The 23,693-nt window shown below is 56.9% G+C and carries 29 protein-coding genes and 1 tRNA gene; 18 read left to right on the top strand and 12 right to left on the bottom strand.

Annotation, left to right across the window (positions count from 1 at the left end; all coding sequences use genetic code 11):
• The first annotated feature begins 67 nt into the window (after window positions 1-67).
• From V8G57_RS22700 to V8G57_RS22710, 3 genes are all read left to right on the top strand, one after another.
• Window positions 68-637: a pseudouridine synthase gene (locus V8G57_RS22700; RefSeq protein ID WP_092401241.1), complete on the top strand. Its 570-nt coding sequence runs from the start codon at window positions 68-70 to the stop codon at window positions 635-637.
• A gap of 134 nt (window positions 638-771) precedes the next feature.
• Window positions 772-999: a hypothetical protein gene (locus tag V8G57_RS22705; protein WP_092401303.1), complete on the top strand. Its 228-nt coding sequence runs from the start codon at window positions 772-774 to the stop codon at window positions 997-999.
• A 137-nt stretch (window positions 1,000-1,136) separates the two neighbouring features.
• Window positions 1,137-1,598: a DUF192 domain-containing protein gene (locus V8G57_RS22710; protein ID WP_092401244.1), complete on the top strand. Its 462-nt coding sequence runs from the start codon at window positions 1,137-1,139 to the stop codon at window positions 1,596-1,598.
• A 161-nt stretch (window positions 1,599-1,759) separates the two neighbouring features.
• Here V8G57_RS22710 and rpsT read toward each other — a convergent pair whose 3' ends face one another.
• Entirely contained in the window at window positions 1,760-2,026 is a 267-nt protein-coding gene (gene rpsT, locus V8G57_RS22715; protein ID WP_092401247.1) for a 30S ribosomal protein S20, read from the bottom strand.
• Window positions 2,027-2,341: 315 nt separating this feature from the next.
• Between rpsT and murJ the strand changes: the two genes are divergently transcribed.
• Window positions 2,342-3,892, top strand: a complete 1,551-nt coding sequence (gene murJ / locus V8G57_RS22720) for a murein biosynthesis integral membrane protein MurJ (RefSeq protein WP_342831323.1) — start codon at window positions 2,342-2,344, stop codon at window positions 3,890-3,892.
• A gap of 40 nt (window positions 3,893-3,932) precedes the next feature.
• Window positions 3,933-4,784 (top strand): SirB1 family protein, encoded by an 852-nt coding sequence (locus V8G57_RS22725; RefSeq protein WP_342831324.1) that lies wholly within the window; start codon window positions 3,933-3,935, stop codon window positions 4,782-4,784.
• On the opposite strand, the gene V8G57_RS22730 is transcribed toward V8G57_RS22725, so the two are convergent.
• Window positions 4,785-5,354: a GNAT family N-acetyltransferase gene (locus V8G57_RS22730; protein ID WP_342831326.1), complete on the bottom strand. Its 570-nt coding sequence runs from the start codon at window positions 5,352-5,354 to the stop codon at window positions 4,785-4,787.
• An 81-nt stretch (window positions 5,355-5,435) separates the two neighbouring features.
• The gene (locus V8G57_RS22735; protein WP_092401259.1) at window positions 5,436-7,331 is read right to left on the bottom strand and encodes an ATP-binding cassette domain-containing protein; all 1,896 of its coding nucleotides are present in this window, start codon (window positions 7,329-7,331) and stop codon (window positions 5,436-5,438) included.
• A gap of 389 nt (window positions 7,332-7,720) precedes the next feature.
• Here V8G57_RS22735 and V8G57_RS22740 point away from each other — a divergent pair, with 389 nt between their 5' ends.
• A complete protein-coding gene (locus tag V8G57_RS22740) occupies window positions 7,721-8,485 on the top strand; it encodes an MHYT domain-containing protein (protein ID WP_092401262.1) in 765 nt (254 codons plus the stop codon).
• A gap of 14 nt (window positions 8,486-8,499) precedes the next feature.
• Here the strand turns inward: V8G57_RS22740 and V8G57_RS22745 are convergent, their stop codons facing one another.
• On the bottom strand, window positions 8,500-9,561 hold the full coding sequence (locus V8G57_RS22745) for a hypothetical protein (protein ID WP_342831327.1): 1,062 nt from the start codon (window positions 9,559-9,561) through the stop codon (window positions 8,500-8,502).
• 124 nt (window positions 9,562-9,685) lie between these two features.
• Between V8G57_RS22745 and V8G57_RS22750 the strand changes: the two genes are divergently transcribed.
• Entirely contained in the window at window positions 9,686-10,324 is a 639-nt protein-coding gene (locus tag V8G57_RS22750) for a TetR/AcrR family transcriptional regulator (protein WP_342831328.1), read from the top strand.
• 48 nt (window positions 10,325-10,372) lie between these two features.
• Window positions 10,373-11,575, top strand: a complete 1,203-nt coding sequence (locus V8G57_RS22755; protein WP_342831329.1) for an MFS transporter — start codon at window positions 10,373-10,375, stop codon at window positions 11,573-11,575.
• 110 nt (window positions 11,576-11,685) lie between these two features.
• Here the strand turns inward: V8G57_RS22755 and V8G57_RS22760 are convergent, their stop codons facing one another.
• Window positions 11,686-12,537 (bottom strand): SDR family oxidoreductase, encoded by an 852-nt coding sequence (locus V8G57_RS22760; protein WP_092401274.1) that lies wholly within the window; start codon window positions 12,535-12,537, stop codon window positions 11,686-11,688.
• A 93-nt stretch (window positions 12,538-12,630) separates the two neighbouring features.
• Between V8G57_RS22760 and V8G57_RS22765 the strand changes: the two genes are divergently transcribed.
• A complete protein-coding gene (locus V8G57_RS22765; RefSeq protein WP_342831330.1) occupies window positions 12,631-13,041 on the top strand; it encodes a winged helix-turn-helix transcriptional regulator in 411 nt (136 codons plus the stop codon).
• A gap of 46 nt (window positions 13,042-13,087) precedes the next feature.
• Here V8G57_RS22765 and V8G57_RS22770 read toward each other — a convergent pair whose 3' ends face one another.
• A complete protein-coding gene (locus V8G57_RS22770) occupies window positions 13,088-13,684 on the bottom strand; it encodes an NADPH-dependent F420 reductase (protein ID WP_092401280.1) in 597 nt (198 codons plus the stop codon).
• Between the two features lie 122 nt (window positions 13,685-13,806).
• Here V8G57_RS22770 and V8G57_RS22775 point away from each other — a divergent pair, with 122 nt between their 5' ends.
• The 3 genes from V8G57_RS22775 to V8G57_RS22785 all read left to right on the top strand — a co-directional run bounded on the left by V8G57_RS22775 (window position 13,807) and on the right by V8G57_RS22785 (window position 16,454).
• Window positions 13,807-14,739: a LysR family transcriptional regulator gene (locus V8G57_RS22775; RefSeq protein ID WP_342831331.1), complete on the top strand. Its 933-nt coding sequence runs from the start codon at window positions 13,807-13,809 to the stop codon at window positions 14,737-14,739.
• A gap of 265 nt (window positions 14,740-15,004) precedes the next feature.
• Entirely contained in the window at window positions 15,005-16,039 is a 1,035-nt protein-coding gene (locus tag V8G57_RS22780) for a threonine aldolase family protein (protein ID WP_092401285.1), read from the top strand.
• Window positions 16,040-16,280: 241 nt separating this feature from the next.
• Window positions 16,281-16,454 carry a phage virion morphogenesis family protein gene (locus V8G57_RS22785; protein WP_342831344.1) on the top strand — a complete coding sequence of 58 codons (174 nt, stop codon included), beginning with the start codon at window positions 16,281-16,283 and terminating at the stop codon, window positions 16,452-16,454.
• Here the strand turns inward: V8G57_RS22785 and V8G57_RS22790 are convergent.
• Window positions 16,451-16,867, bottom strand: coding sequence for an Imm51 family immunity protein (locus tag V8G57_RS22790; protein WP_092401288.1), 417 nt, complete (start codon window positions 16,865-16,867; stop codon window positions 16,451-16,453). The genes V8G57_RS22785 and V8G57_RS22790 overlap by 4 nt on opposite strands.
• A 157-nt stretch (window positions 16,868-17,024) precedes the next feature.
• Window positions 17,025-17,300: a hypothetical protein gene (locus V8G57_RS22795; RefSeq protein WP_139220167.1), complete on the bottom strand. Its 276-nt coding sequence runs from the start codon at window positions 17,298-17,300 to the stop codon at window positions 17,025-17,027.
• 562 nt (window positions 17,301-17,862) lie between these two features.
• Here V8G57_RS22795 and V8G57_RS22800 point away from each other — a divergent pair.
• Window positions 17,863-18,147 (top strand): hypothetical protein, encoded by a 285-nt coding sequence (locus tag V8G57_RS22800; protein ID WP_342831333.1) that lies wholly within the window; start codon window positions 17,863-17,865, stop codon window positions 18,145-18,147.
• A gap of 233 nt (window positions 18,148-18,380) precedes the next feature.
• On the opposite strand, the gene V8G57_RS22805 is transcribed toward V8G57_RS22800, so the two are convergent.
• Complete coding sequence (locus tag V8G57_RS22805; RefSeq protein ID WP_342831334.1) at window positions 18,381-18,530, bottom strand: hypothetical protein; 150 nt, start codon at window positions 18,528-18,530, stop codon at window positions 18,381-18,383.
• Between the two features lie 258 nt (window positions 18,531-18,788).
• Here V8G57_RS22805 and V8G57_RS22810 point away from each other — a divergent pair, with 258 nt between their 5' ends.
• The gene (locus V8G57_RS22810; protein WP_092401297.1) at window positions 18,789-19,154 is read left to right on the top strand and encodes a cyanovirin; all 366 of its coding nucleotides are present in this window, start codon (window positions 18,789-18,791) and stop codon (window positions 19,152-19,154) included.
• Between the two features lie 210 nt (window positions 19,155-19,364).
• On the opposite strand, the gene V8G57_RS22815 is transcribed toward V8G57_RS22810, so the two are convergent.
• The 3 genes from V8G57_RS22815 to V8G57_RS22825 all read right to left on the bottom strand — a co-directional run bounded on the left by V8G57_RS22815 (window position 19,365) and on the right by V8G57_RS22825 (window position 20,722).
• Complete coding sequence (locus V8G57_RS22815; protein ID WP_342831335.1) at window positions 19,365-19,607, bottom strand: hypothetical protein; 243 nt, start codon at window positions 19,605-19,607, stop codon at window positions 19,365-19,367.
• A 250-nt stretch (window positions 19,608-19,857) separates the two neighbouring features.
• A tRNA-Arg gene (locus V8G57_RS22820) sits at window positions 19,858-19,932 on the bottom strand.
• Between the two features lie 406 nt (window positions 19,933-20,338).
• A complete protein-coding gene (locus V8G57_RS22825) occupies window positions 20,339-20,722 on the bottom strand; it encodes a winged helix-turn-helix transcriptional regulator (protein WP_342831336.1) in 384 nt (127 codons plus the stop codon).
• Window positions 20,723-20,818: 96 nt separating this feature from the next.
• On the opposite strand from V8G57_RS22825, the gene V8G57_RS22830 reads away from it, so the two are divergent.
• From V8G57_RS22830 to V8G57_RS22845, 4 genes are all read left to right on the top strand, one after another.
• On the top strand, window positions 20,819-21,244 hold the full coding sequence (locus V8G57_RS22830; RefSeq protein WP_342831337.1) for a DoxX family protein: 426 nt from the start codon (window positions 20,819-20,821) through the stop codon (window positions 21,242-21,244).
• Complete coding sequence (locus tag V8G57_RS22835) at window positions 21,241-21,981, top strand: SDR family NAD(P)-dependent oxidoreductase (protein WP_342831338.1); 741 nt, start codon at window positions 21,241-21,243, stop codon at window positions 21,979-21,981. Before V8G57_RS22830 ends, V8G57_RS22835 begins: the two co-directional genes overlap by 4 nt.
• Before the next feature lie 395 nt (window positions 21,982-22,376).
• Complete coding sequence (locus V8G57_RS22840; RefSeq protein WP_342831339.1) at window positions 22,377-22,748, top strand: Crystal protein ET79; 372 nt, start codon at window positions 22,377-22,379, stop codon at window positions 22,746-22,748.
• 362 nt (window positions 22,749-23,110) lie between these two features.
• Window positions 23,111-23,389 (top strand): hypothetical protein, encoded by a 279-nt coding sequence (locus tag V8G57_RS22845; protein ID WP_342831341.1) that lies wholly within the window; start codon window positions 23,111-23,113, stop codon window positions 23,387-23,389.
• Window positions 23,390-23,693: the final 304 nt, after the last annotated feature.

The raw sequence follows: 23,693 nt of genomic DNA on the forward strand, positions 1-23,693 counted from the left end.
ACTAGACGCTATGTTTTTGCGACACCGGCACCGTGCTTCCTCCATGGCGAAGCACTATACTAGCGCCATGTCTCTGATTCTGTTCAACAAACCATTTCAAGTGATGTGCCAGTTCTCGGCCCACCCCGGCCGCCCTACGCTGGCCGACTACATCAAGATCCCCGATATCTACCCGGCCGGACGGCTCGATGCCGATAGTGAAGGATTATTGTTACTTACCGATGACGGCCAGCTGCAGCACAACATCAGCCATCCGGCGGTGAAGCAGCCCAAGACTTACATGGCGCAAGTAGAAGGCTTGCCGACCGAGGCCCTGCTGGAGCGCTTGCGGCATGGCGTCGATCTCGGCGACTTCCGCAGCAAGCCGTGCCAGGCGCGCCAGATCGAAGCGCCCGATTGGCTATGGCCGCGCGATCCACCGATCCGCCAGCGCCACGACAAACCCACCAGCTGGCTGGCGCTGACCCTGACCGAAGGCAAGAACCGCCAGGTGCGGCGCATGACGGCGGCGGTGGGATTGCCGACCTTGCGCCTGGTGCGGGTGGCGATCGGGCAGGTGTCGCTGCAAAGCCATCCGCTGTGGCCGGGCGAGTCGCTGGCGATCGATCCCGCCGATCTGACCACCTTGAGGAAGTAGCAGTCGATACAAATTGATACAAGTTTCTGGTCTTTTTAAAAAAGAGTGTCAACCATACGTTTCCGAGGGTCGTTAATTGCAGTGATTCAAGTGAATCATCGATTGATTAACTCGCTAACTGGATGGATTTGAAAATGAAAAAACTGATCGCTGTTCTGATTGCTGGCCTGTTCGCTTCTTCCGTTTTCGCTGCCGACGCAGCCCCAGCTGCTCCTGCAGCACCTGCTGCCGCCTCCGCTGAAGCATCGGCGCCTGCAGCCAAGAAGACCACACACAAAGTCAAGAAGGCTAAGAAAGCCGCTAAAGCAAAAGCTGCAAAAGCTGAAGCTCCAGCAGCCGACGCTGCTCCTGCTGCCAAGTAATTCGGCATCAGTTTCGACAAAAGGCAGGCACGTCCTGCCTTTTTTTACGTCCTGAAACAATTAATATCAGTAGCCGGCGCCCCTCTGCCGATTTGCCTCTCTGTATAATCTCCCGATCCTAAAGGAGCATTATCGACATGAGAATAATTCGCCCAGCCTACCTCGCAGCCACCGCTGCCATCATCGCAAGCTTTACTGCAGCTGCACTGCCGGCCGCGGCCCAGGAAATCCAGCAGCTCCCGGCCACTCCCCTGAATATCGGCATCCATGTGATCAAGGCCGAAGTGGCGCGCAGCGAAGAACAGCGCGAACAGGGCCTCATGTTCCGCAAGAAAATGGGCGCCAACGAAGGCATGGTGTTTGTGTTCGAGACTCCTGCGGGCATCTGCATGTGGATGAAGAACACCCTGATTCCGCTGTCGGTGGCGTTCATCGACGCCAAAGGCGCGATCCTGAATGTCGAGGAAATGAAGGCGCAGACGCTGGATTCCCATTGCGCCCAAGGCGCGGCATCTTATGCGCTGGAGATGAACAAGGGCTGGTTCAAGGAAAAGAACATCAAGCCCGGCACCGTGATCCAGGGTTTGCCTCAGCTATAAACAAGCGCGAGAGAAGCAGCGGCCGGACGCCGCTGCGAGTGAGCATGGCAAAAACAAAACAGAAAAACCCTGCATGACGACATGCGTCATGCAGGGTTTTTCTTAATCCGGCAACAACTCAGTAAAAAACGCCAGCCTGGCTGACGTTCAATTACCGGCTATTAAGCAGCCAGCGCTTTCAGAGCTGCGTTCAGACGGCTCTTATGGCGTGCAGCCTTGTTCTTGTGGATGATTTTCTTGTCCGCGATACGATCGATGGTCGATACGGAGTTTTGCAAGACCAGCGCTGCTGCAGCCTTGTCGCCGCCAGTGATTGCCTTGCGGGCAGCTTTGATAGCTGTGCGCAGGGTCGAACGCTGGCTGGAGTTGTGCAGGTTTTGCTGAACTGCTTGACGAGCACGCTTACGTGCTTGTGCGGTATTTGCCATTTATATTTCCTAAAACGAGGTCGGGAATGCTAACGCGGCAAACCAGACCGCGGCGCAGAATTCTGTAAAGCCACGGATTATAACCAGTTTTTGGGAAACAGGCAAATCCCCCTTGCTTTGGAAGCAATTCTGTCGCAAGAAAGCAGCGTTGCCAGAGTGGCAAGCCGATATTATGATTGCCACGGGAACGATCCTGCCCGGACTTTATCACAGTCAATGTTTGCCGGAAGCAAGCCAAACCCGGTGCCAACTCCCGCTTTTCCACCTCCTGAGAAAGCTGCGGCAGGCGATCTGCTCCAGCTATAATGCCGCTCCATGAACTTGCATAAAACGCTTGCCACCGTCTCTGGCATGACCATGGTGTCGCGTGTGACGGGTCTGATTCGCGAAATCCTGTACGCGCGCGCATTCGGCGCCGACGGTTATACAGACGCCTTCGCCATCGCTTTCCGCATTCCCAACCTGTTGCGCCGGCTGTTTGCCGAAGGGGCTTTTTCACAAGCGTTCGTGCCCATCCTGGGCGAATACAAGAACCAGAAAGGCGAAGCCGCGACCAAAGAACTGATCGACCACGTCGCCACCGTGCTGACCTGGGCCATGCTGTTCACCTGCATCATCGGCATCCTGGCCACCCCGGTGCTAGTGTATTTCATCGCCACCGGCCTGAAAGACAACAAGGAAATATTCGACGCCTCGGTGTTCATGACCCGGATCATGTTCCCTTATATCGGCTTCATGTCCTTTGTAGCGCTGGCCGGCGGCATCCTGAATACCTGGCATGAATTCAAGATCCCGGCCTTCACCTCGGTGCTGCTCAACCTGGCTTTCATCGTCGCCTCGCTGTTCGTTGCGCCTTATATGCAACACCCAATCTATGCAATGGCGTTTGCGGTGCTGGTCGGCGGCGTGCTGCAAGTGGCGATCCAGGTGCCGGCGCTGCTCAAGGTCGGCATGCTGCCGCGGATTGCGCTCAGTCCCATGGTCGGCTTGCGCGACCTGGGCGTGCAGCGGGTGCTGAAAAAAATGGGGCCGGCGGTGTTCGCCGTGTCGGCCGCCCAGCTCAGCCTGCTGATCAACACCAACATCGCCTCACGCCTGGGACATGGCAGCGTATCTTTATTGACCTACGGCGATCGCCTGATGGAATTTCCGACAGCATTGCTGGGTGTGGCGCTCGGCACCATCCTGCTGCCTAGCCTGTCGAAAGCCAATGCAGACAAAGACCATGGCGAGTATTCATCGCTGCTGGACTGGGGACTGCGCCTCACCTTCCTGCTGGCGCTGCCGTCCGCGGTCGGCCTGGCAACCTTGTCAGTGCCGCTGACGGCGACCTTGTTCCAGCACGGCAAATTCGACGCCGCCTCGGTGGCCGTCACCAGCCAGGTGCTGATTGCCTATGGCGTGGGCCTGATCGGCCTGATCGTGGTGAAAATCCTGGCTCCCGGTTTTTATGCCAAGCAAGATATCCGCACGCCGGTCAAGATTGCCGTCGGCGTATTGATCGCCACACAATTGATGAACTACCTGTTCGTGCCGGTGTTCGCAGTGGCCGGCCTGGCGCTGTCGATCAGCGTCGGCGCCTGCCTCAACGCCGGGTTCCTGCTATGGAGCCTGATGCGGCGCGGCATCTACAAGCCGGAAGCAGGCTGGATCCGCTATTTCATGCGCCTGCTGGGCGCCCTGTTCCTGATGGCCGCCGTTGCGCTGTGGTGCGGCCAGCAATTCGACTGGACCGGACCGCACACCAGCTCACTGGCGCGCATTGCCGCCCTGTGCGTGGTGTTGGCTGCCTGTGGCATTACTTACTTTGGAGCACTATTGGCGATGGGATTCCGATTCCGCGATTTCAAGCGGATTGCGCGTTAACTGGATCGCACAGTAGAAAATAGTTTGCTAGGATAGAGTCATGACGATCACATCCTTAGAGTACTTTACTTCGCTGGTGAAACAAGCCAACGATGTCCCGTTGTTCGAGGCCGCCCTGGCGATCGCGCAGGATGTCTATCCGAAGCTGGATTTCGATGCGCCGCAGAACGAGCTGGACCGGCTGGCCAATACCTTGCGCCTGCGCCTGCCGGCGGATGCCTCGGCCATCCAGAAATTGCGCCTGCTGAACCAGTTCTTCTACCAGGAGCTGGGATTCGCGATCAACGTCAATCATTATTACGACACCGACAACAGCTACCTGCACCGGGTGATCGTCAAGCGGCGCGGCATCCCGATATCGCTGGCGGTGGTCTACATGGAGCTGGCGCAGCAGATCGGCTTGCCGGTCAAAGGGGTGTCCTTCCCAGGACATTTCCTGATGAAGCTGACAGTGCCCTCGGGCGATATCATGATCGATCCGGCCAACGGCGCCAGCCTGTCGCGCGAGGAACTGGAAGAACGGCTGGAGCCTTACCTGCCGACAGAAAACGACGAGGAAAGAGCGGCCAGCCGGCTATCGCTGATCAGCTACCTGCAAATTGCCCACCCGCACGACATCCTGGTGCGCATACTGCGCAACCTGAAAGCCATCTACCAGCAAAGCAACCACTGGCAGCGGCTGCTGGAAGTGCAGCAGCGGATCCTGATCCTGCTGCCGGGCGACGCTGTCGAACGGCGCGACCGCGGACTGGCGTTTGCGCAACTGGATTGCCCGCAAGCAGCCTTGGACGACCTGGAACATTATCTGGCGCAGCGGCCGCTGGCAGCCGATGCGGCCGCCTTGCGCGTGCAGGTGGCGGAACTGCGCGAGGCTTGCAAGCGCTTGAATTGATTAATTGACGTTGGCCGCGGGCCACTCGCTGCGCAACAGCGAGAGCATCAGCATGTCGTGATGCCGGCCACCCCAATGCCCAACCTGGCGCATGCGCCCTTCGTCGACAAAACCGAGCTGGCGCAGCAGCTTGAGCGAACCCAGGTTGTCGGGATGGACCATGGCCTCGATGCGGTTCAGCGCCATCTCGGCGAAACCCCAGGTCATGACGGCGGTCAGCGTCTCGCGCATGAAGCCCTGTTTCTGGGCCGACGCCGAAAGTTCGTAGCCGATCATGCATTTGCGCCAGTTCCGGTCCCAGCGGAACAAGCCGCACGAACCCAGCAACTGGTTATTTCCCCTGGCCTGGATGCCCCAGCGTGTCCCCGGATTTTCATCCAGGCGGAAACTGGCAAAACGTTTGATCAAACCCCTTGCTGCTTCCATGTCCTGCAAGGGGTCCACGCCAAACCAGCGCATCAGTTCAGGATCGCCGTGCATGGCGAATATCTGTTCTGCATCGCGCTCGATTATCTCGCGCAGGAGCAGGCGTTCGGTCTGGATGACGGGGAAAGCCGGGGCTTCGCTCATTGCTTAACCATGTCCTTCAATGAAAGGTTACGTAGATCTCGAATGAAGGCGCGGCCTTCCCTATCACCACAAAACACCTGCTTATCCCTTGCTGCGCGCCTCGATCACTTCCCACTTCTCCAGGCTCTCCAGCAGCAAACCGTCGATTTCTGCGAAGCGGTCGTTGAGGCGCTTCACTTCGTCCGGCTTCTGCTTGTACAGATCGGGATCGGCCAGCTGGCTGGAAATGGCTTTCTGTTCCGCTTCCAGCTTGGCGATCAGCAGCGGCAATTCTTTCAGCTCTTGCTGTTCCTTGTAGCTGAGTTTTTTCTGCTTGACGGCAGGCTCTGCCTTGGCTTCCACCTTGGCTTCGCTCTTGGCCTTGGCGATCACCGCCGACTGGCTTGGACGCACGCGCTCCCAGTCGGTGTAGCCGCCCACATATTCGCGCCACATGCCGTCGCCCTCGGCGGCGATCACCTGGGTCACCACGTTGTCGAGGAAGGTGCGGTCATGGCTGACCAGGAACACCGTGCCGCTATAGTCTTCCAGTAATTCTTCCAGCAGTTCCAGCGTATCGATGTCGAGGTCGTTGGTCGGTTCATCCAGCACCAGCACGTTGGCCGGCTTGGCGAACAGGCGCGCCAGCAGCAGGCGGTTGCGTTCGCCGCCGGACAACGATTTGACCGGCGAACGGGCGCGCTCCGGTGCGAACAGGAAATCGTTCAGGTAAGTCATCACGTGCTTGCGCTGGCCGTTGATCTCGACCCAGTCGCTGCCCGGCGCGATGGTGTCGGCCAGGCTCGCGTCTTCGTTCAGCTGCGCGCGCATCTGGTCGAAATACGCGATCTGCAATTTGGTGCCCTGCTTGACCGTGCCGCTGTCGGGCTGGTCTTCGCCCAGGATCAGTTTCAGCAGTGTGGTTTTGCCGGCGCCGTTCTGGCCGATCAGGCCGACCTTGTCGCCACGCATGATGGTAGCGGTGAAATTATTCACTATGACCTTCTCGCCGAACGCCTTGTTGACATCGGTCAGCTCGGCCACGATCTTGCCGGAGCGTTCGCCCGAGGACACGTCCAGCTTGACCTGGCCCTGCTGGTCGCGGCGCGCGCTGCGCGCCAGGCGCAGAGCTTCCAGGCGGCGCACCCGGCCTTCGTCGCGGGTGCGGCGTGCTTGCACGCCCTTGCGGATCCAGATTTCTTCCTGCGCCAGGAATTTATCGAACTTGGCGTTCTCTACCTCTTCGATTTCCAGCTGCTCGGCCTTGCGTACCTGGTAGGCCGTGAAATTGCCTGGGAAGGACAGGATGCGGCCGCGGTCCAGTTCAATGATGCGGGTAGCGACGTTATCCAGGAAACTGCGGTCATGGGTAATGAACAGCACGCTGCCCTTGTAGTCGCGCAGCAAACCCTCGAGCCACATGATCGAGCTGAAATCCAGGTGGTTGGTCGGTTCGTCGAGCAGCAAGACATCAGGCGCGCTGACCAGGGCGCAAGCCAGCGCGACGCGCTTTTGCATGCCGCCCGAAAGCTGCCCCATCAGCAAGTCCTTGTCCAGGTTAAGACGGTCCAGCGTGGTCTCGACCTTGTTGGTCAGGCTCCAGGCGTCGGCCGCATCGAGCTTGCTCTGGATCTCGTGCATGCGCTCCATGATGGCGTCGTCGTTATCGCCGCCGAACTGGCCGGTCAGCGCATCGTATTCGTTCAGCAGCGCCTGCATCTCGCCCATGCCGGACGCTACCGCGTCGAACACTGACATCTCGGATTCGAAATGCGGTTCCTGGTCGACGTAGGCGATCTTGATCCCTTGCTGCATCACCATCAGCCCGTCGTCCAGCCTGGACACGCCGGCGATGGTTTTCAGCAGCGACGACTTGCCGGTGCCGTTGCGGCCGATCAAGCCGACCCGCTCTCCCGATTCCAGGGAAAATTCCGCGCGGTCCAGCAGCGCAACGTGACCGAATGCGAGTTGCGCATTGGTGATAGAAATGACAGCCATAATTTGGATGAAACCAGAAAAAGAAAGATCTGCAGCAGCGCTACAACGGCTTTGTGCAGTCAATTGGATGAATGAACCGCACATTGTACCTATACTCGTGCCGCCTAGTCGTACATTTGTCGCAGCCCACCCTTTGCCAGGCCCACTTCATGCCCGTCGCCAGCGGTGATTTCGGCTAGCCGGCCGCATCAATAAAATATTTCCATAAACGTATTGCCGTATAGGAATTTTAACCCTATATTATTTCCACATGGAAATATCCATCCACGAGACGGACACATGCCATGGCGTAATTTATCTGGCCCGGTTTTTATAATAACAATGTTGCAAAAACAAGGGCAGAAGCGCCTCGCTTTTGCCTATCACATTCATACGACAGGGAGAAAGCCATGGATCCATTGCTAGGCCAATTATTGGCGCCGAAATATGACGCTGCTCTGGTACTGCTGTCATACATGATTTCATTCTGGGGCGCGCTGCTGGCCTTGCAGTGCGCCAAATCCATGTTTCGCAAGGATGGCTCGCTGGACCTCGGCATGACCGTCTGCGCCGCAGCCTCGCTGGGCGGCATCGGTATCTGGTCGATGCATTTCCTCGCCATGCAGGCGTATCGCCTGACCGTGCCGATTGCCTATGACGTGGTGCTGACCGCGGCTTCGCTGCTGGCCGCCATCGTCATTTCCGGCATTGCGCTCTACCTGGCCGGCAGCCACGGCAAATTCAAGGTATCCGGCTGGCTCGCCGGCAGCCTGCTGGCCGGCGTCGGCGTGTGCGTGATGCATTACATGGGGATGTACGCGATGAACCTGCGCGCCACCATGCTGCTCAACCCGACCATCGTCGTGATCTCGATCGCCATCGCCATCGCCGCCGCCTCCGCGGCGTTGTGGCTGGCGTTCAACCTGACACGGCTGCTGCACCGCGTGGTAGCGGCGCTGGTGATGGCGCTCGCGGTGTGCAGCATGCACTACGTCGGCATGTACGCCGCCAACATGATCTGCACCAGCAACGCGCCGCTGATCCCGCTCAAGATCGGCGGCAACTACCTCGACGTGTCGGTCTATGCCGTCGCCGGCCTGCTGTCGCTGTGCATTTTCTGGGTGGTCCTGGGGCGCAGCATGGATGAAAACAAGCTGGCCGAGACGCTGCGCTGAGCAACCAGGGCGGGCTAGAGGTCAAAGCCTTTCATGACGCCGATCGTCATCAGGTCGGCGTCATTCTTGTTCCTGAACGTGACTACGCGGCCGAAACTGGCGAAGCCTCTCAGCTGATGGCCGAGGTCACGCCCGACCTGCAAGCTGACCAGGCCGTTGACTTTCCAGTCGTTCGAGTCGCGTTTATTGACGGCCAGGTAGGGCCCCACGCCGGCGCTGATGTCCCAATGCTCGGCGACAGGCTGCACATACCAGCCCTGAGCGGCAAACCCGTGCCGGTTCACGCGCACGCCATCATCCCCTTCTTCAATCGCGGAAACCGAAGCGGCCCACGGACCGTAGTATTTCTTTGCTTCCAGCGCATAACTCAGGCGCTTGCCTGGTCCCGACTGGTTGGTCTGGGCGAAACCGCCCAGCGCCGCCAGCCATAAGCCGTGCTTGCCGCCATCATCGGGCGCGCTTACGTGGGCTGCGCCGAAGTCCTTGCCGAGGCCGACCAGGAAAGCATCCGAGGAAGGCGCGCCGGGCGTCAATACGTGATTGTAGGCCAGCCGCAAGCTGAGGCCGGGCGAATACTGGTCGAGATGCGCCAGCAACGCCACGGAAATCAAGCCGCCCAGGCGCGCATCGTCTTTTTCCGTGCCGTTGACGGTGGTCCGGTTCATGCTGAAATACGGGCCCGCCCCCAATTCAAGGTCAAAACTGGGGCGCAAGTTCTGGCGGTAGACCATTTGCATGGCGTAGCCGTCGCGGTGATTGTTGTCGGGATGGCCTTCGTTGTAATACACATAGTCCAGCCGGGTGCTGGCTCCTGCCGGCAGGTGGCCGCCGGCCGCCAGTCCGAACAGGTCGAGGGCCGGTCCGAAGCGGATTTCCGCCGCGCGCCAGCGCATCGGCTTCTGGCCGTCCAGGCTGGTGCCGTACAGGATGCCGTTGCCGAGCGCGGCCGAGGCGTAGTAGCTGTCGCCGGCCGGCGCCAGCGGTGGCAAGGCATCGTCTGCCTGGGTGATGGGATGCCAGCAAAGAAACATGGACGCCAGCGCAAAATTTCGGATTACTCTGTTCTTCTTAGACATGGCAGCCTCCGTTATCGATCAGACATTGTTTTACGGCTTGCTCAAGATTGCCTATATGTGACCAGTAAATAACGCCATCGTTTCATCTCTTGACTTAGGGAATAAACATTCCCATAATCAGCCCATGTCAAATTCCTTATCAAACCCAGTCACTACAGACCGTGTCAATCTTTCGCGCGGCCGCGGCAGGCCGCGCGAATTCGACATGGACCAGGCGCTGGACAAGGCGGTACGCGTATTCAGCGAGCGCGGCTACCACGGCACCACTGTGTGCGACCTGACGCAGGCCATGCAGCTTGCTTCGGGCAGCGTCTACAAGGCGTTCAAGGATAAAAAAAGTGTCTTCCTGGCAGCGCTCGACCATTACAAGACCGTACGCGATACGCAGCTGCGGGCAGTGGTCGGCGCGGGCGCGACGGGAAAAGAGCAGGTGCGCCTGGCCTTGGCTTTTTATGCCGAAGCGTCGCACGGCGCCTGCGGCCTGGAGGGTTGCATGGTGGTTGGCAGCGCAGCGGAACTGGCCACCTTTGACCAGGATGTTGCGCAATGGGTCACCGCAGCGCTGACCAGGAACGAAGTGTTCATCGGCACGCTGATCCGGCACGGCCAGGAAGACGGATCGATCCCGCAGCAGATCGATGGCGCAGCGACCGCCCGCATGATGCTGTGCGTGATCCAGGGCATGCGCGTGGTCGGCAAGACCGGCCGCACCCGGGATGAGATGGCCGTGCTGGTAAATATTGCAATGAAGACGCTCGCCTGATTTTTTTATCAATTTAGGAAATGTTTATTCCCTTTTTAAGGATTACCGATGACCACATTTACCGCTAGCGCCGAGACCAGTTCCGAACCGGCAGCCTCGGCCTGGATGATGCTCCTGCTGGCGTTCGCCTGCGGGCTGATTGCCGCCAATCTTTATTACGCCCAGCCCTTGGCCGGACCGATCGGTGTGGCGCTGGGCCTGTCGCCCGGTGCCACCGGACTGATCGTCACCCTGACCCAGATCGGTTATGGCATAGGACTGCTGTTTATCGTCCCGCTCGGCGATCTGCTGGAAACGCGCCGCCTGGTGCTGATCCTGATCGGCCTCGCCATCCTGTCGCTGCTGGCAGCCGCATTGTCGACGCATCCGCTGCCCTTCTTCGCCGCCACGCTGTGCATCGGCCTCGCCTCGGTTGCAGTGCAGGTGCTGGTGCCGTATGCCGCGCACCTGACGCCGGAAGCGGAACGCGGCCGGGCCGTCGGCAGTGTCGTCAGTGGCTTGATGCTGGGCATCATGCTGGCGCGTCCGGTGTCCAGCTTCATCGCCCAGTTTGCCTCTTGGCACGCGGTGTTTTTCCTATCTGCGGCAGCGATGGCGCTGCTGGCGCTCATGCTCCGCCTGGCGTTGCCGCAGCGCGAACCGGTTTCGACCATTTCCTATGGCAAGCTGCTGGCCTCCATGGTGCATCTGATGCGCAGCACGCCGGTGCTGCGGCGCCGTGCGTTCTATCAAGCCTGCATGTTCGCCGCCTTCAGCCTGTTCTGGACCACTACCCCGCTGCTGCTGGCGGGGCCTGAGTTCGGGCTATCGCAAGGAGGCATTGCATTGTTCGCCCTCGCGGGCGTGGCCGGCGCCATTGCCTCGCCCATCGCCGGCCGCTTCGCGGACCGCGGCTGGACCAAGGCCGCGACTGCATTCGCAATGCTGGCCGTCGCCGGCGCCTTCCTCATCACGCACATCGGCGCCCACGGTTCGCCGCTTGCCCTGGGCTTGCTGGTAGCCGCCGGCATCCTGCTGGATTTTGGCGCGACCACCAACCTGGTGCTGGGACAGCGCGCCATCTTTGTTTTGGGAGCCGAATATCGCAGCCGCCTCAACGGCCTCTACATGGCGACCTTCTTCGCCGGCGGCGCGCTCGGATCGGCGCTGGGCGGCCTGGCTTTCGCCCATGGCGGATGGGCCATGGCGTCGTGGCTGGGGTTCGCGTTGCCGGTCATTGCATTGCTCTACTTTTTCACCGAGCCGCGCTAGATTTTTCCAAAAGATTGCCTGTCGCCTGCGGTTATTCGCAGCCTACACGGCAATCGCCCAGAAAGTGATGCTGAGACCGGCCTTGGCCCCGGTTTCTTGACGGGAGCGGATCAGGCAAGCGCAGCTTTAACCAGCGTCGCAAGAGTCGTCGTCGGTCGACCGATCAGCCGGCTCAGCTGATGGCCGTCATCAAACAGCCCGCCTTTTGATACCCCGGCATCAGAATCCGACAGTAAGCCGGCTACGTGCTCAGGCAAGCCTGCGCCAAGCAGCGCTTCCTTGAAATCGGCCTCCGGCAGGTTTTGGTAGACCACTGCCTTGCCCGACTGGCGAGCGATTTCAGCCGCAAGTTCGGTCAGCGTGTAGGCTTCGTCGCCAGCCAATTCGTACACCTTGCCCGCCTGGCCGGCGCCGGTCAGTACAGCCGCGGCTGCAGCGGCGTAGTCGGCACGTGCCGCCGATGCGATCTTGCCTTCGCCGGCGCTGCCGATGTAGACGCCATGCTGCAAGGCGGTGGGCACGCTGGCCAGGTAGTTTTCCGTATACCAGCCGTTGCGCAGCACTACATGCGGCAGGCCGGATGCCCTCAGCAGCGCTTCAGTTTCCTTGTGTTCGGCAGCCAGGCCCAATGGCGAAGTATCAGCCCGCAAAACGCTGGTGTAGGCTACCAAGCCGACACCGGCGCGTTTAGCCGCATCAATCGCATTGCGATGCTGCGGCAGGCGCTGCCCCACTTCGCTGGATGAAATCAGCAGCAGCTGGGCGGCGCCCTTGAATGCAGCGTCGAGCGTCGCTGGCTGGGCATAATCGGCCAGCCGCACTTGCACGCCCAAGGCGGCCAGGTCGGCAACTTTTTCAGGAGTGCGCACCGCGGCAACGATTTCGTTTGCCGGCAGCTTTTTAAGCAGTTCTTTGATGACAAGGCGGCCCAGTTGGCCGGAGGCTCCAGTTACGACGATCATGGTCAAACTCCTTTATGTGCAAGAGAAGAACTGGCACAATATCACTCAAACTTACATTTAGTAAGTACCAACATAAAGGTAAGTATCCATCCCATGAGCAATGACGCCAACAGCCCGATAGCGGCAACCATACCCCTCTCCGCCCAGATGACGAGAGGCGACTTGTTTACCGGCAAATGCCCGTCACGCGAGGTGCTGACGCACGTCACCAGCCGCTGGGGAGTGCTGATCCTGGTCGCGTTGCTGGGCGGGGCCTATCGTTTCAGCGATTTGCGCAGGAAGGTTAACGGCGTCAGCGAAAGGATGCTCGCGCAGACGCTGCAATGGCTGGAAGCCGACGGATTCGTGCTGCGCAAATCCTACCCGGTTGTTCCGCCCCATGTGGAATACAGCCTCACCCCGCTCGGGCTGGAAGTCGGGAAAAAAGTGGAAGCGCTGGCTGACTGGATTGAAGAGAGCTTGCCGCAGATTATGGAGGCTCGGCGGCTCGGCGCCGATGCGTAAGGCAAAATCAGATCATCCTGGGCGGCTTCGTCCCACCGATTTCACATTAGTCGAATTTCACCAGATTCAACACCGCCAGCGGACCGCCGGGAAACTGCACTGCCCTTCCTTCGTTGACGCCGCCCAAGTCGATCGGTGCAAAGCCCAGCCGCGCGATCAGGTCGCTTACCGTCTTCTTCGCGTCGGCATCCGGTCCCGACAGGAATAACACGCGGCGGCCGCCATTGGCTTGCGGATCTGCATCCAGCACGGGCGCGACCAGGTGGCCGAAAGCCTTGACCACGCGGGCGCCTGGCGCCAGGTCTGCGACTACTTCGCTTGATGCACGACCGCCCAGGTTGACGGCCTGGAACGACGGCACTTCAACGGCATTGTTGGCATCGACCAGGATGCGGCCGTTCCACGGACCGAGGTCCTTCAGCGCTGCCGGGATGCGGTCCCAATTGACTGCTACGAATACCAGGTCTGCCTGGGCTGCTTCTTTCACGCTGACTGCCTTGATATTCGGACCAAGTTCGTCAGTCAGGGCTTGCAGCGACTGCGGGCCGCGGCTGTTGGCGATGGATGCTTCAATGCCGTTTTGAGCGAGTTTGCGGGCAATGGCTGAGCCGATTGCGCCAGCGCCGATGATTGCGATGTTCATGATGTTTCCTTTGGATGAGGTGGAAAAGTTGTCTTGCTGAGTTGAATCTTAGGTGTTTCCAGTTTATAGCGTTAGTAGATAGTTGATATAATCAGTTTCAAGCATTACTTGAAAGCTCAATCATGGAAACCCTCGCCAACCTGGAATCCTTCGTACGCAGCGCCGAGACCGGCAGCTTTTCGTCGGCAGCACGCCGGCTGGCGCTGACGCCGGCAGCAGTCAGCCGCAACGTCGCGCAGCTGGAACGCAACCTCGGCATCCGCCTGTTCCAGCGCAGCACGCGCGGCCTGACCCTGAGCGAAGCGGGAGAGCGTTTCCTGCAAACAGTGCAAGGCAGCCTCGACAGCATCCAGGGTGCGATTGCCGATATCACGGTCAATGCCGGGCAACCGGCCGGCGTGCTCAAGCTGAGCGCCGCGCCGGGCTTTGGCATGGACTACCTGTTGCCGCTGATGCCGGCCTTTCTCGAACGCTACCCGGCAGTGACGCCGGACTGGTACTTCGATAACCGTCCGCTGGACCTGATCGCCGGCGGTTTCGACGCGGCTATCGGCGGCGGTTTCGACCTGCCGCCAGGCATGGTGGCGCGCGAGCTTGGAAGGATGCATTTGATTGCCGTGGCATCGCCAGAATTCATGCGAGGCAAACGCCGTCCCAAGGATCCTGCCGGATTGGCAGAACTCGCCGGCATCGTGATGCGTTCGCCGCTAAGCGGCCGGGTACGTACCTATGTCATGCGCAACGGCGCCGGCGCTGAAATGGCGGTGGTGCAGAAACCAGTGATGACGGTCAGCGGTCCGGATGCGATCTTCCCCGCTACACTGTTGGGCCTCGGTGTCGGCATGGTTGCCGTGCCACATGCCCGGCCGCATCTGGAGAGCGGCACGCTGGAGCGGCTGCTTCCGGACTGGTATAGCGACATTGGGCCGATTTCGCTGTATTTCACCAGTCAGAAACTGTTGCCGGCCAAGACGCGCGCTTTTGTCGATTTCGTCACAGAAGCGTTCCGCGCGCAGAAGCTGGCGCAAGTGCTGTCTGTACATGGCCGCAGGTGAAAAAATGGAGCAGCCCAGCCAACAGGTTTCAGAGCCGCCACGCTCATGCATCCGAGCTGGATACTGCTATGATTTCCTTTTTTGGGGTCCTGTTATGCGATCGCTTCATTTTTCGCAAGGCGGCACGCTATGAAGACATTTCCGACGATTGCGGTCTTCCTTCGAAGCATGCTCATCCGGCGCCGGCTTGAGGTAGCGCACCCGGTAATCTGCATGTTGTGCCGACGCCTATTGCGTCATGGCGTAACCCAGCGAGCAAAATCCAATGACTACTTTCAGCTTTCTTGACGATTACAGCGAGGGGTGCCACCCCGATATCCTGCAGGCTCTCCTGGAGTCCAATCTCATCCAGCACGCCCCATACGGATCCGACACTTACTCCGAGGAAGCTAAGGCCAGCATCCAAAGCCACTTGGGGGGAGTCAGGGCCGATATCCACTTTGTGGCGAGTGGAACGATGGCGAACATTGTGGCGATTTCCAGTTGCCTGCGTCCCCACGAAGCAGTGATAGCGGTCGGCTCGGGACATATTGTGGTCCGAGAGGCTGGCGCCATCGAGGCGACCGGCCACAAACTCATTGTCGTTCCCGCCGTGAATGGCAAGCTTACGCCAGCCAACATTGAGGCGGCGCTGGCCGGTAATGCGCATTTCCCGCACATGGCCAAGCCTCGGCTACTCTATCTGTCGAATGCGACAGAGACTGGCACGGTCTATACGCTGCCGGAGTTGCGTGCGATTTCCACTTTGGCCAAGCAACGGGGACTCATCCTCTTCGTTGATGGAGCGCGATTGGGCGCGGCTCTCTCGTCGAACAAGAGTGATGCCACGTTGGCCGATATTGCATCCCTGGCCGACATTTTCTGGATTGGCGGAACCAAGGCGGGTGCGCTCCTGGGTGAAGCGCTGGTGGTGTGCAACCCATCTCTCAAAGAAGACTTCGCCTTCCACATGAAGCAGCGCGGCGGCATGTTGGCCAAAGGGCGCCTATTGGGCATCCAGTTTCGCGAGCTTTTCGGGACCAAAAAACTTTTTTTCACTATGGCCCGCCATGCGAACGCCATGGCTGAAAAGCTGGCTGCAGGCATCTCGTCCGCGGGCTACTTGCTAAGCGCCGAATCAGAGACGAACCAGGTATTCCCCATACTGCCGAACTCCGTGATCTCAATGCTGCAAGGGGGCTTTCAGTTCTATGTCTGGGAGGCACAGGGACCGGACAGTTCGGTGATTCGCCTGGTCACTTCGTGGGCAACGGAAGAGCGTCATGTCGATGCGTTTCTATCGAAGCTGCCGCCCGCGTGAAACTGCCAATAATTACGCCCTCTCGCATCACCCTTGATGAAGCGCTTCCATAAACCAGGGGTGAGAAACGTGCTCTTGTCGGGCCGAAGCAATACTTGCCTCTGGCGCCACGGTCAAAAAAATGCCCGCCAACCTGTCGGTTGCGGGCATGAAGGTACATCGGGGTTGGGGATACCGTCATGGTAAGTGACGGCCCAAGTATAAAGCGGACTTGATTCAATAACATTAAGACGACATGAAGATGGGCCCAGGCAGACGACAAAAATATTGTCAGTGTCTTTTTGCGGAATTTTGCCGAGTTGCGCAAAAATCGGGGATAACTGACTATAACTATCCTATCCGACCCTTACTGGGTTTTTCTCCCACCGACGAAGCATTGATTCAAGATTCCTTGTTGCGCCATCTCGGCGGCTAGTCCTGTAACTTGGCACGAAACAGAATATCTCTAAGGATATGGTCATCGTCGAAAGCGATTTTTAACGCATAGCCTAGCACCGTCAAATTCACTTTTGTTCCGTACGTTGCAAAATGACCGGCGTCGGAATCGAACCTGAATTCGCCCGCTAATTGATGAAACTGTTCCTTAACGATTGCTTGTGCAACTGAGTTCCAGTCGCGACCGTTACCGACCCAGCCTTCCTTCGCTCGTTCCTTAAAAATGGGCGCTTTAGCTTCAAAATCAGGGGCGAACAAGACTAACGCTGTGCAATTGCCTTCAATAAGCATGAATGGCCAAAACGTTGTAATGTCAGCGGACTCTTTTTCTTTTTGTTGTAGACAAACTCTTGCTGACTCTTGGGCCAGGTTGGCTATTGCGTCGATCTTCATTGAACACCTCCACTGGACGTAGCTATCCGGCCCGTCCCTTGCTCCGCTTCACCACCACGGATCAGGCATTGATTCGTGGTGCTTTGTTACGCCATATTGTCAGTGACTTGTAGGTATTGAACTCCCGGGTGTATAGCCGATGTTTACTTCTCCAAGGTTAATGAATGGCAACCAGTGAAGCGGCATATTCGAAAGGCTTTTTGTATTCCGGCAGGCTGTAATGCGCGTCATTGCCCATTTTTGTTAGTCGGCTTTTGAATGCCAAGAGATTCGCCGTCGCATCGGATCGCTGACGAAGGAGGAAATAACATGCTTCGCTGACGACAGATTTAATGGGTGAGTCAACATTTTGTCCGTACAGGGCGAGGACTGCCAGTGCTTGAATTTTATTGACGTATTCGCTAATCATTTCTTCTTCGATATGCACGTCCATAGCGAACTCCCAAAACCGAAACAATAGATAAAATGACATTAATTCATCTTAGTAATCGGAATGAAATTTGTCCATGGTTCTGATCGGCTTTAGCAAAATTTATAAATACCGTACGGAAATGCGGGTCAACTCTCTAGCGGCATCGCGTGACCCCGCACGCGCACAAAATGCGGCGCCGAAATTGGCAATTCAAAAAAACACATTATTGTGGACGTCATATCCAGACATTTTTAGAAGCGCTGCGTCACCGCGTCCGCCTCCCAGCTAGTAGTCACCAGTTCGCGGCTGACGTATTGGCTGCCGTCGTTACCAGTTGCGTATCGCCGACGGCTCGCCAACTCACGTTGGGCAGCCATCCTCCCAGCTTATTCGAAGCACATCTTGTTTTTAATCACCTTGCATTTTCTGACTATTGATGCATTGTTGTTTTGCGTAAATAGTCGCGTGGGAACTGCGCAACAGCATAGCTAAATGATTTCGATTGTTATCTTTTTTACTAGCTTTTTTTGCCATAGAAGATTTAATATCAAATCGTCTCCATACAAAAAAAAGAGGTGACGACATGGGATGGTTTAACAAATTGGTGACCAAATATATTCTGACGCCGGAAAAAATGGCGGAAAATGAATTACGCGATACACGCTTGGGGTTGTATCAATCAGAAAGGCAGTTGCTGGAAGCGGAAATGCGAGTCGATTATTATCGCAATGTCCTACGCTTCCTCGAAGCGATTACCGTCGACGGCGTAGAAAGTGTCGCCGAATCGCAGAGACCCAAACTGTCCTTACAACCGCAAGGACCGCAGCGGCATACACCAGATTTGGGTTCTTATCGCGGCACAGCCTGAGCTCCGGCTCGCACGGGTTTCATGCGGCGCAAACGATCACGCATGGATCGCTGTTCATGTTTATTCGTTTTCGCCGCAACTCGTGCCGCAACTCCCGCGACGGCTGCAATAAAGAACTGATTACGCATATCGAGCAAGCTTGATTGCGGTCGGCCGCTGCCACCCGTTGCGAAACGGTAGCTCGCGTCGTCACGCCTAGGCCCGCACGCCTGCGGCGCGTTAGCACTCCCAAATCAGAAAGCGGCGATGCTCGGAAAAATCGCCTGCAAAAAAATCTCAGAATCGAGCAGGATGAAAACCAGCTGTCGGTCGGATTCTTTGGCCGCATAGCGCGCATCGCCCGCGTGCATCAGGAGAGATTGACGGATACGCAGGAGCGACAAATATCAATCAAGCACGATGTGATTGGCTGGAAGAGCAATTGAAATTGCTGCTCCAATCGACGAAAAAGAAATCGCTCCGCTTGTGATTCTGGACGCCTTACCACCTATCACTTGTGACAGTATTTTGCTCACTCTAACTCTGCCAACGTCGCAAATGTAGCTCTGGCTCCCTGCAGATGAATGTTTTGCCAATGGCGCCGCTGGTAAATCACGCTACAAGTCACGTACGGCGCGAACCATTCAAAATAGGAGTCTCTTATGTCTCGATTCATTCCTGCCGGAAGTTATCAAAAAACAGCCTCACATATCAATTCGAACCTTTATGGCAAAGCGCGGCGTCGCGATCAATCGTGGATTGCATCCGGATTCAATATCTCCAGCCTATCTGGCGGCCTTGTAAATTATGATGGCGCACTGCAATCGGAAAACGACTCTCTCCCCGTCACCGGCTTCATTCCTAACGGCAGCTACCAACAGACCACGGAAAATATCGCCGTCGCGTTAACGGCATATTGCCAAAAAAGAGACGGCAGCTGGCAATGGGCTTCGCTGGACATTACCAGTTACAAGCAGGGCGACGGCGATATTGCGAATATCGATGGCGAGCTGAAGATTCAAAAATAAAGCTCCGTGAGCTATGGTGGGTGGCGCCACCATTTTCAAAAAATACAGAGATAAATTCAGAAAAGCTTCGTCACCACATCTGCATCCTGATGGGTAATAACCAGTTCTTTGTTAGTCCTTGGTTGGCCATGCGTACTGCCAATGCTGTATTTGATATCCAGGCTAATCATCGTAAACCCATCAAACACGCGGCGAATATCGGGATGGCCGTTAATGCCGTGCGACCCGTCCCGTCACATTCTCCGGTAGCATCGCGCAAATTTCGCCAACACACATTACTATCTCAATAGCGAACAAAAATGCCATCGCCACGGCCGGATTTTTTGTTTGAACCTGCGCACCATCAAAGCCCAGTGCAAAGGCAATTCGATCACTCTCACCAGGTGAAATCAAACGATCGCGGGCGCCAGGACTGATAAGTCTACGAACATTCGTCGAGGGACTGGTTTCCATCCATTGTCACGCTTTGCAGTCCAAGCTGCGGCCAGGGCTTTAGTCGCGATGTATCCCCTGGACGTAGAGCTGAAAGCGGCAAACATTCCCATTTTTCTGAATGATGCCATTTCGCAATTTGTTCGTAAATGGTAACAGCGAACGCAGGAAATTACGGGTTTCCGTGGGAATCGCGAAAGGGGGGAAATCGTCAACAAGCCTTTAAATACGCGGCTTACGGCCAATTACAGGGAGTTGAAGAAAAGGGACTTGGTCCCGCCAACAGGAATCGGACCTGTATCTAGCGCTTAGGAGGCACTCGTTCTATCCATTGAACTATGGCGAGACAACGCGCAGCCGGGACCGGCTGCGGCGAAATTGTATCAGAGCCAGGGCTACTTGGTGTTAATCAAGTGATACAGCCCCCGCTTCGGCAGCTTTCTCAGCCCCTGGCGACATCGCCGCAAGCCAGTCCCGCACCTGCTCGGCAACCTACGTGCCGGCATCCAGGGTCAGGTCTTGCAATGACACATAATGCTCTGCTGCTTAATGCTGGTCTCAGAATCTGATAGCGAAAATGTGTCATTGCAAGACCTGACCCTGGCTGCTGTTGCAAGACCTGACCCTGGCTGCTGCTGTGCGGCTTTTTTATTGTCCTGACATTGCTGCCTTGCCACGAAAACCTGACCGGCAGCGGCCAAACTGTAGCTTGCGTGCTTGGCTAGGCAGTAGGAATGGCGTAGAAGGCGAGTCTAGCTAGTTTTCGCTTTACGCCCGCTTGAGACAGATCGTTTTGGCGGCACGCTGTCTCTATGTATTTGCCACCACGCCGTCAGGGCTTCCATCGTCGGTCCAAGTCCACGGGCCTTCGAGGTAATTTCGTATTCAACCCTGGGAGGCACTTCTGCAAAGACTGTGCGCGATATCAAGCCATCTGCCTCAAGCTCACGAAGCTGTGCTGTCAACATGTGTTGCGTGATCCCGGTAATCTCGCGCCGCAGTTCTCCGAAGCGGTGAATCCGCTGATTGAGCAACCAGAGAATCTCCAGTTTCCATTTACCCGAGAGTAGCGCGAATGCCCGGCGCATTTCATCGTGCATGTTGATTTCGCCATCGTCTTTAGTCTGCTTTTCCATACTAAGGGTCAGTTTTTCATCCTACTTGTTGACTTTCATATTACACGACATTCTTATAAAAATTCGATTCAACAATAACTCACTTAGGAAAATTTTATGGCTGAAAACTATTCATATTGGATCAGCACGACACTGCTGGCCCTGCTCTATCTGACTTCTGCAACGATGTATATCGTCAAGGGTGACTTTGTTCGAAAAGCTCAGGCGGACTTGGGCTATTCGGCCTCCCACCTCGTCCCCTTTATGATCATGGTCAAGGTACTTGGTCCTGCCGCGATTCTGTGGCGCTTCAACGTTGCGCTCAGTGATCTCGCCTATGCCGGCATCTTCTATCACCTGATTTTGTCCGGTTTAGCACACCTGGGTGTTCGCAAGCCAAAGGGGGCAATTCCAGCTGCCGCTGGGCTCATTCTCCTGGTCGCGTCCTTCGCGACACAAAACTCTGCTCGCGAAATTCTGTCCCCCTATGCTCCGGCCGCAGCGAAGCGCCAAATAACCCTCAACCAATGGAGATCATCATGACTCGACTCAATGGAAAAGTTGCTATTGTCACGGGCGCCGGTCGCGGCATTGGCCGTGCCACCGCGAAATTGTTTGCCGCAGAAAGCGCGAAGGTGGCTGTTGTTTCGCGCACCGTCGAAAATGTCGATCGCGTCGTCTATGACATTCAGGCTGCAGGCGGTATCGCGCTCGGTGTGGTCTGCGACATCGCCGCCCCCGATCAGATCAAGACCTCGGTCGACAAGGTGGTGGCCGCGTATGGGCGTATCGACATTCTCGTGAACAATGCCTTCGATCCGTCTTCGGTTTCGTCGTCGATCCTCGATCTTTCGGTCGAGCAATTGCAGCGCAATTTCGAAATGGGTCCAATCGCTTATCTGCGGACGATGCAGGCTTGCTATCCCCACCTCAAGGCCAGCGGCGAAGGTCGCGTCATCAATTTCGCTTCGCTAGCCGGCGTCCTCGGCATGGTCGGCTATGGCCCCTACAACATGGCGAAGGAGGCGGTGCGAGCCCTGACTCGGTCCGCCGCCCGCGAGTGGGGTGCTGACAAGATCACCGTGAACAACGTCCTGCCGGTCGCGGACACCTGGGGCGCCGCCGATACTCCTCCACCAGCCAACGCGCTCGTCCGCTATGGATCACCGGAAGAGGACATCGCGCCGGTCGTCCTGTTCCTCGCCAGCAAGGATGCACAGTTCCTGACGGGATACAGCCTGACTCCTGATGGCGGCATGATTATCGACAGCGCGCGCTAAGCAGCAAGGGAGCGAAGGCGAAGGGCCGCATGTCGGCGGCCCTTCGCCACGTTGTTACGGCAGCGCCTGCGCCGTCTCAAGCCGCTTCACGCGGCTTTTTTAACGTCCTGAGTTTGTTGCCTTGCTATGAAAAAACTGCCGGCCATGGCCTTTCAATCGCAGTCGACCCACGCCTGCCCACCGCGTTAAATGCACTGCTTTTAACGCAGTTCGCAAAAACGCCAAGGTCTTAGGCTGCGCGGGGTTCGCGGGAAAATCGGCTGCAACGGTTTGACGCAAAATAACGCACTTTTGATCTGAACCAGCAGTCGTAACTCAAAATTTTGTTGAACCAACGGTCGTAACTCAAAATTTTGTTGAACCAGAAGTCAAACTCAAAAACTAGGAGAATGAAAATGGCCGCACGAAGCACCATCGCCAAAGTGGCAAACAAGAGCAGCTACAAACTTTTTCTTGTTCAGTCGTCATTGCAGCTACAGCACGGAATATGGGACTCTTACCCGCCGCAGAAAATTGCAGCGGAGGGAACCGGACCATGGGAAACGGAATCGGACGGATTTATGACTGGGGACGAGGGGCAATGCGCCTATCAGTTCATCGACGAGGGTGGCGAATCAATCTCGAAAATAACGATCACCTGGGACGATCCATTCGTCGGTTCGAATCAATACAGCATAAGTAGCGACTCTGCATCGGTCAAGGTGTCATACAGTGGTGGTGGCGGCAATAACGCGACGGTTACGTACACTATTGTGAACAATGGCTAACGTCGCGGCATTTTGACCGATTAGGTGCGGAAATATCTCTCGTCGGCAAACTCGGCTTTGGTGCCGAGCTTGTCGTTCGGGCACAGTTTTGAGATTTTGGAGTGGGCCTTGTTCTATCAGTATCTGAAGGAGCGAAGCCCTCTTACTTTACCTAAATTCCCCTTGTGTGTCGGCGACGAAAACTCCGCCGACTGCTGACCTTTGGCATACGCATTCGACTTCTTCTGCACTTTGACCGAGATGCCGGCTGGGAAGCGCCGGCGGGTGCCGATGTAAGCCTGCTCGCATATATACGTCGCTGCATCGTATCCGGCCAGTGCCAGTTCGCCTGGATACTCGTACTTGAGTCGTCGAGTGACAACATGCAACGCCGCAGACAGAATTTCGATACGGCCGACGCGGGTGAGCTGCTCATGGTGGCGCCGATGCAGCGGGCGCGCGAGAAATTTGATGCGACGGCCAGCTCGATCAATGGGAGCATTTCGAGGCCGACCGCGACTTTCTCGATCGGCTTTAACTCGGACTCGCCAGCCTTATCGTTTAATCGCCAGATTTTCTTGTGTTTGTCGTCGGCTGCAAAGACTTTTAGGTACGCACAAGACACCCAATGGCAACGCCTTGTGGTTTATGTAGCCACCTGATTTTTCGCATCTACTTTCAAGGGACTCTTCGAGTTCATTTGCGAGGAGATGCTTGCTTAAGAACTACAGAATATTTGCGCCAGGTAGTTCCGGCCAACAGTGAAGCAAATAGCTAAATTTGGCCGGGCACTATCTGTCGGATTGAACCTAAAAATAACGCACTTTTTCCCACTGCAAGGCCAATCCAAAATAAGTCTTTATTCGTCAATGTTCGCGCATTCCTCTTTTGTCGTCCAGCGCGTCTTGCAAGCGCGAGTTCTCCAGCGTCAGCTCTGCCACGATCTGCTTCAGCTTGGCGTTCTCT

The organism is Collimonas rhizosphaerae (genome assembly GCF_038896935.1).
Lineage (GTDB): Bacteria > Pseudomonadota > Gammaproteobacteria > Burkholderiales > Burkholderiaceae_D > Collimonas > Collimonas rhizosphaerae.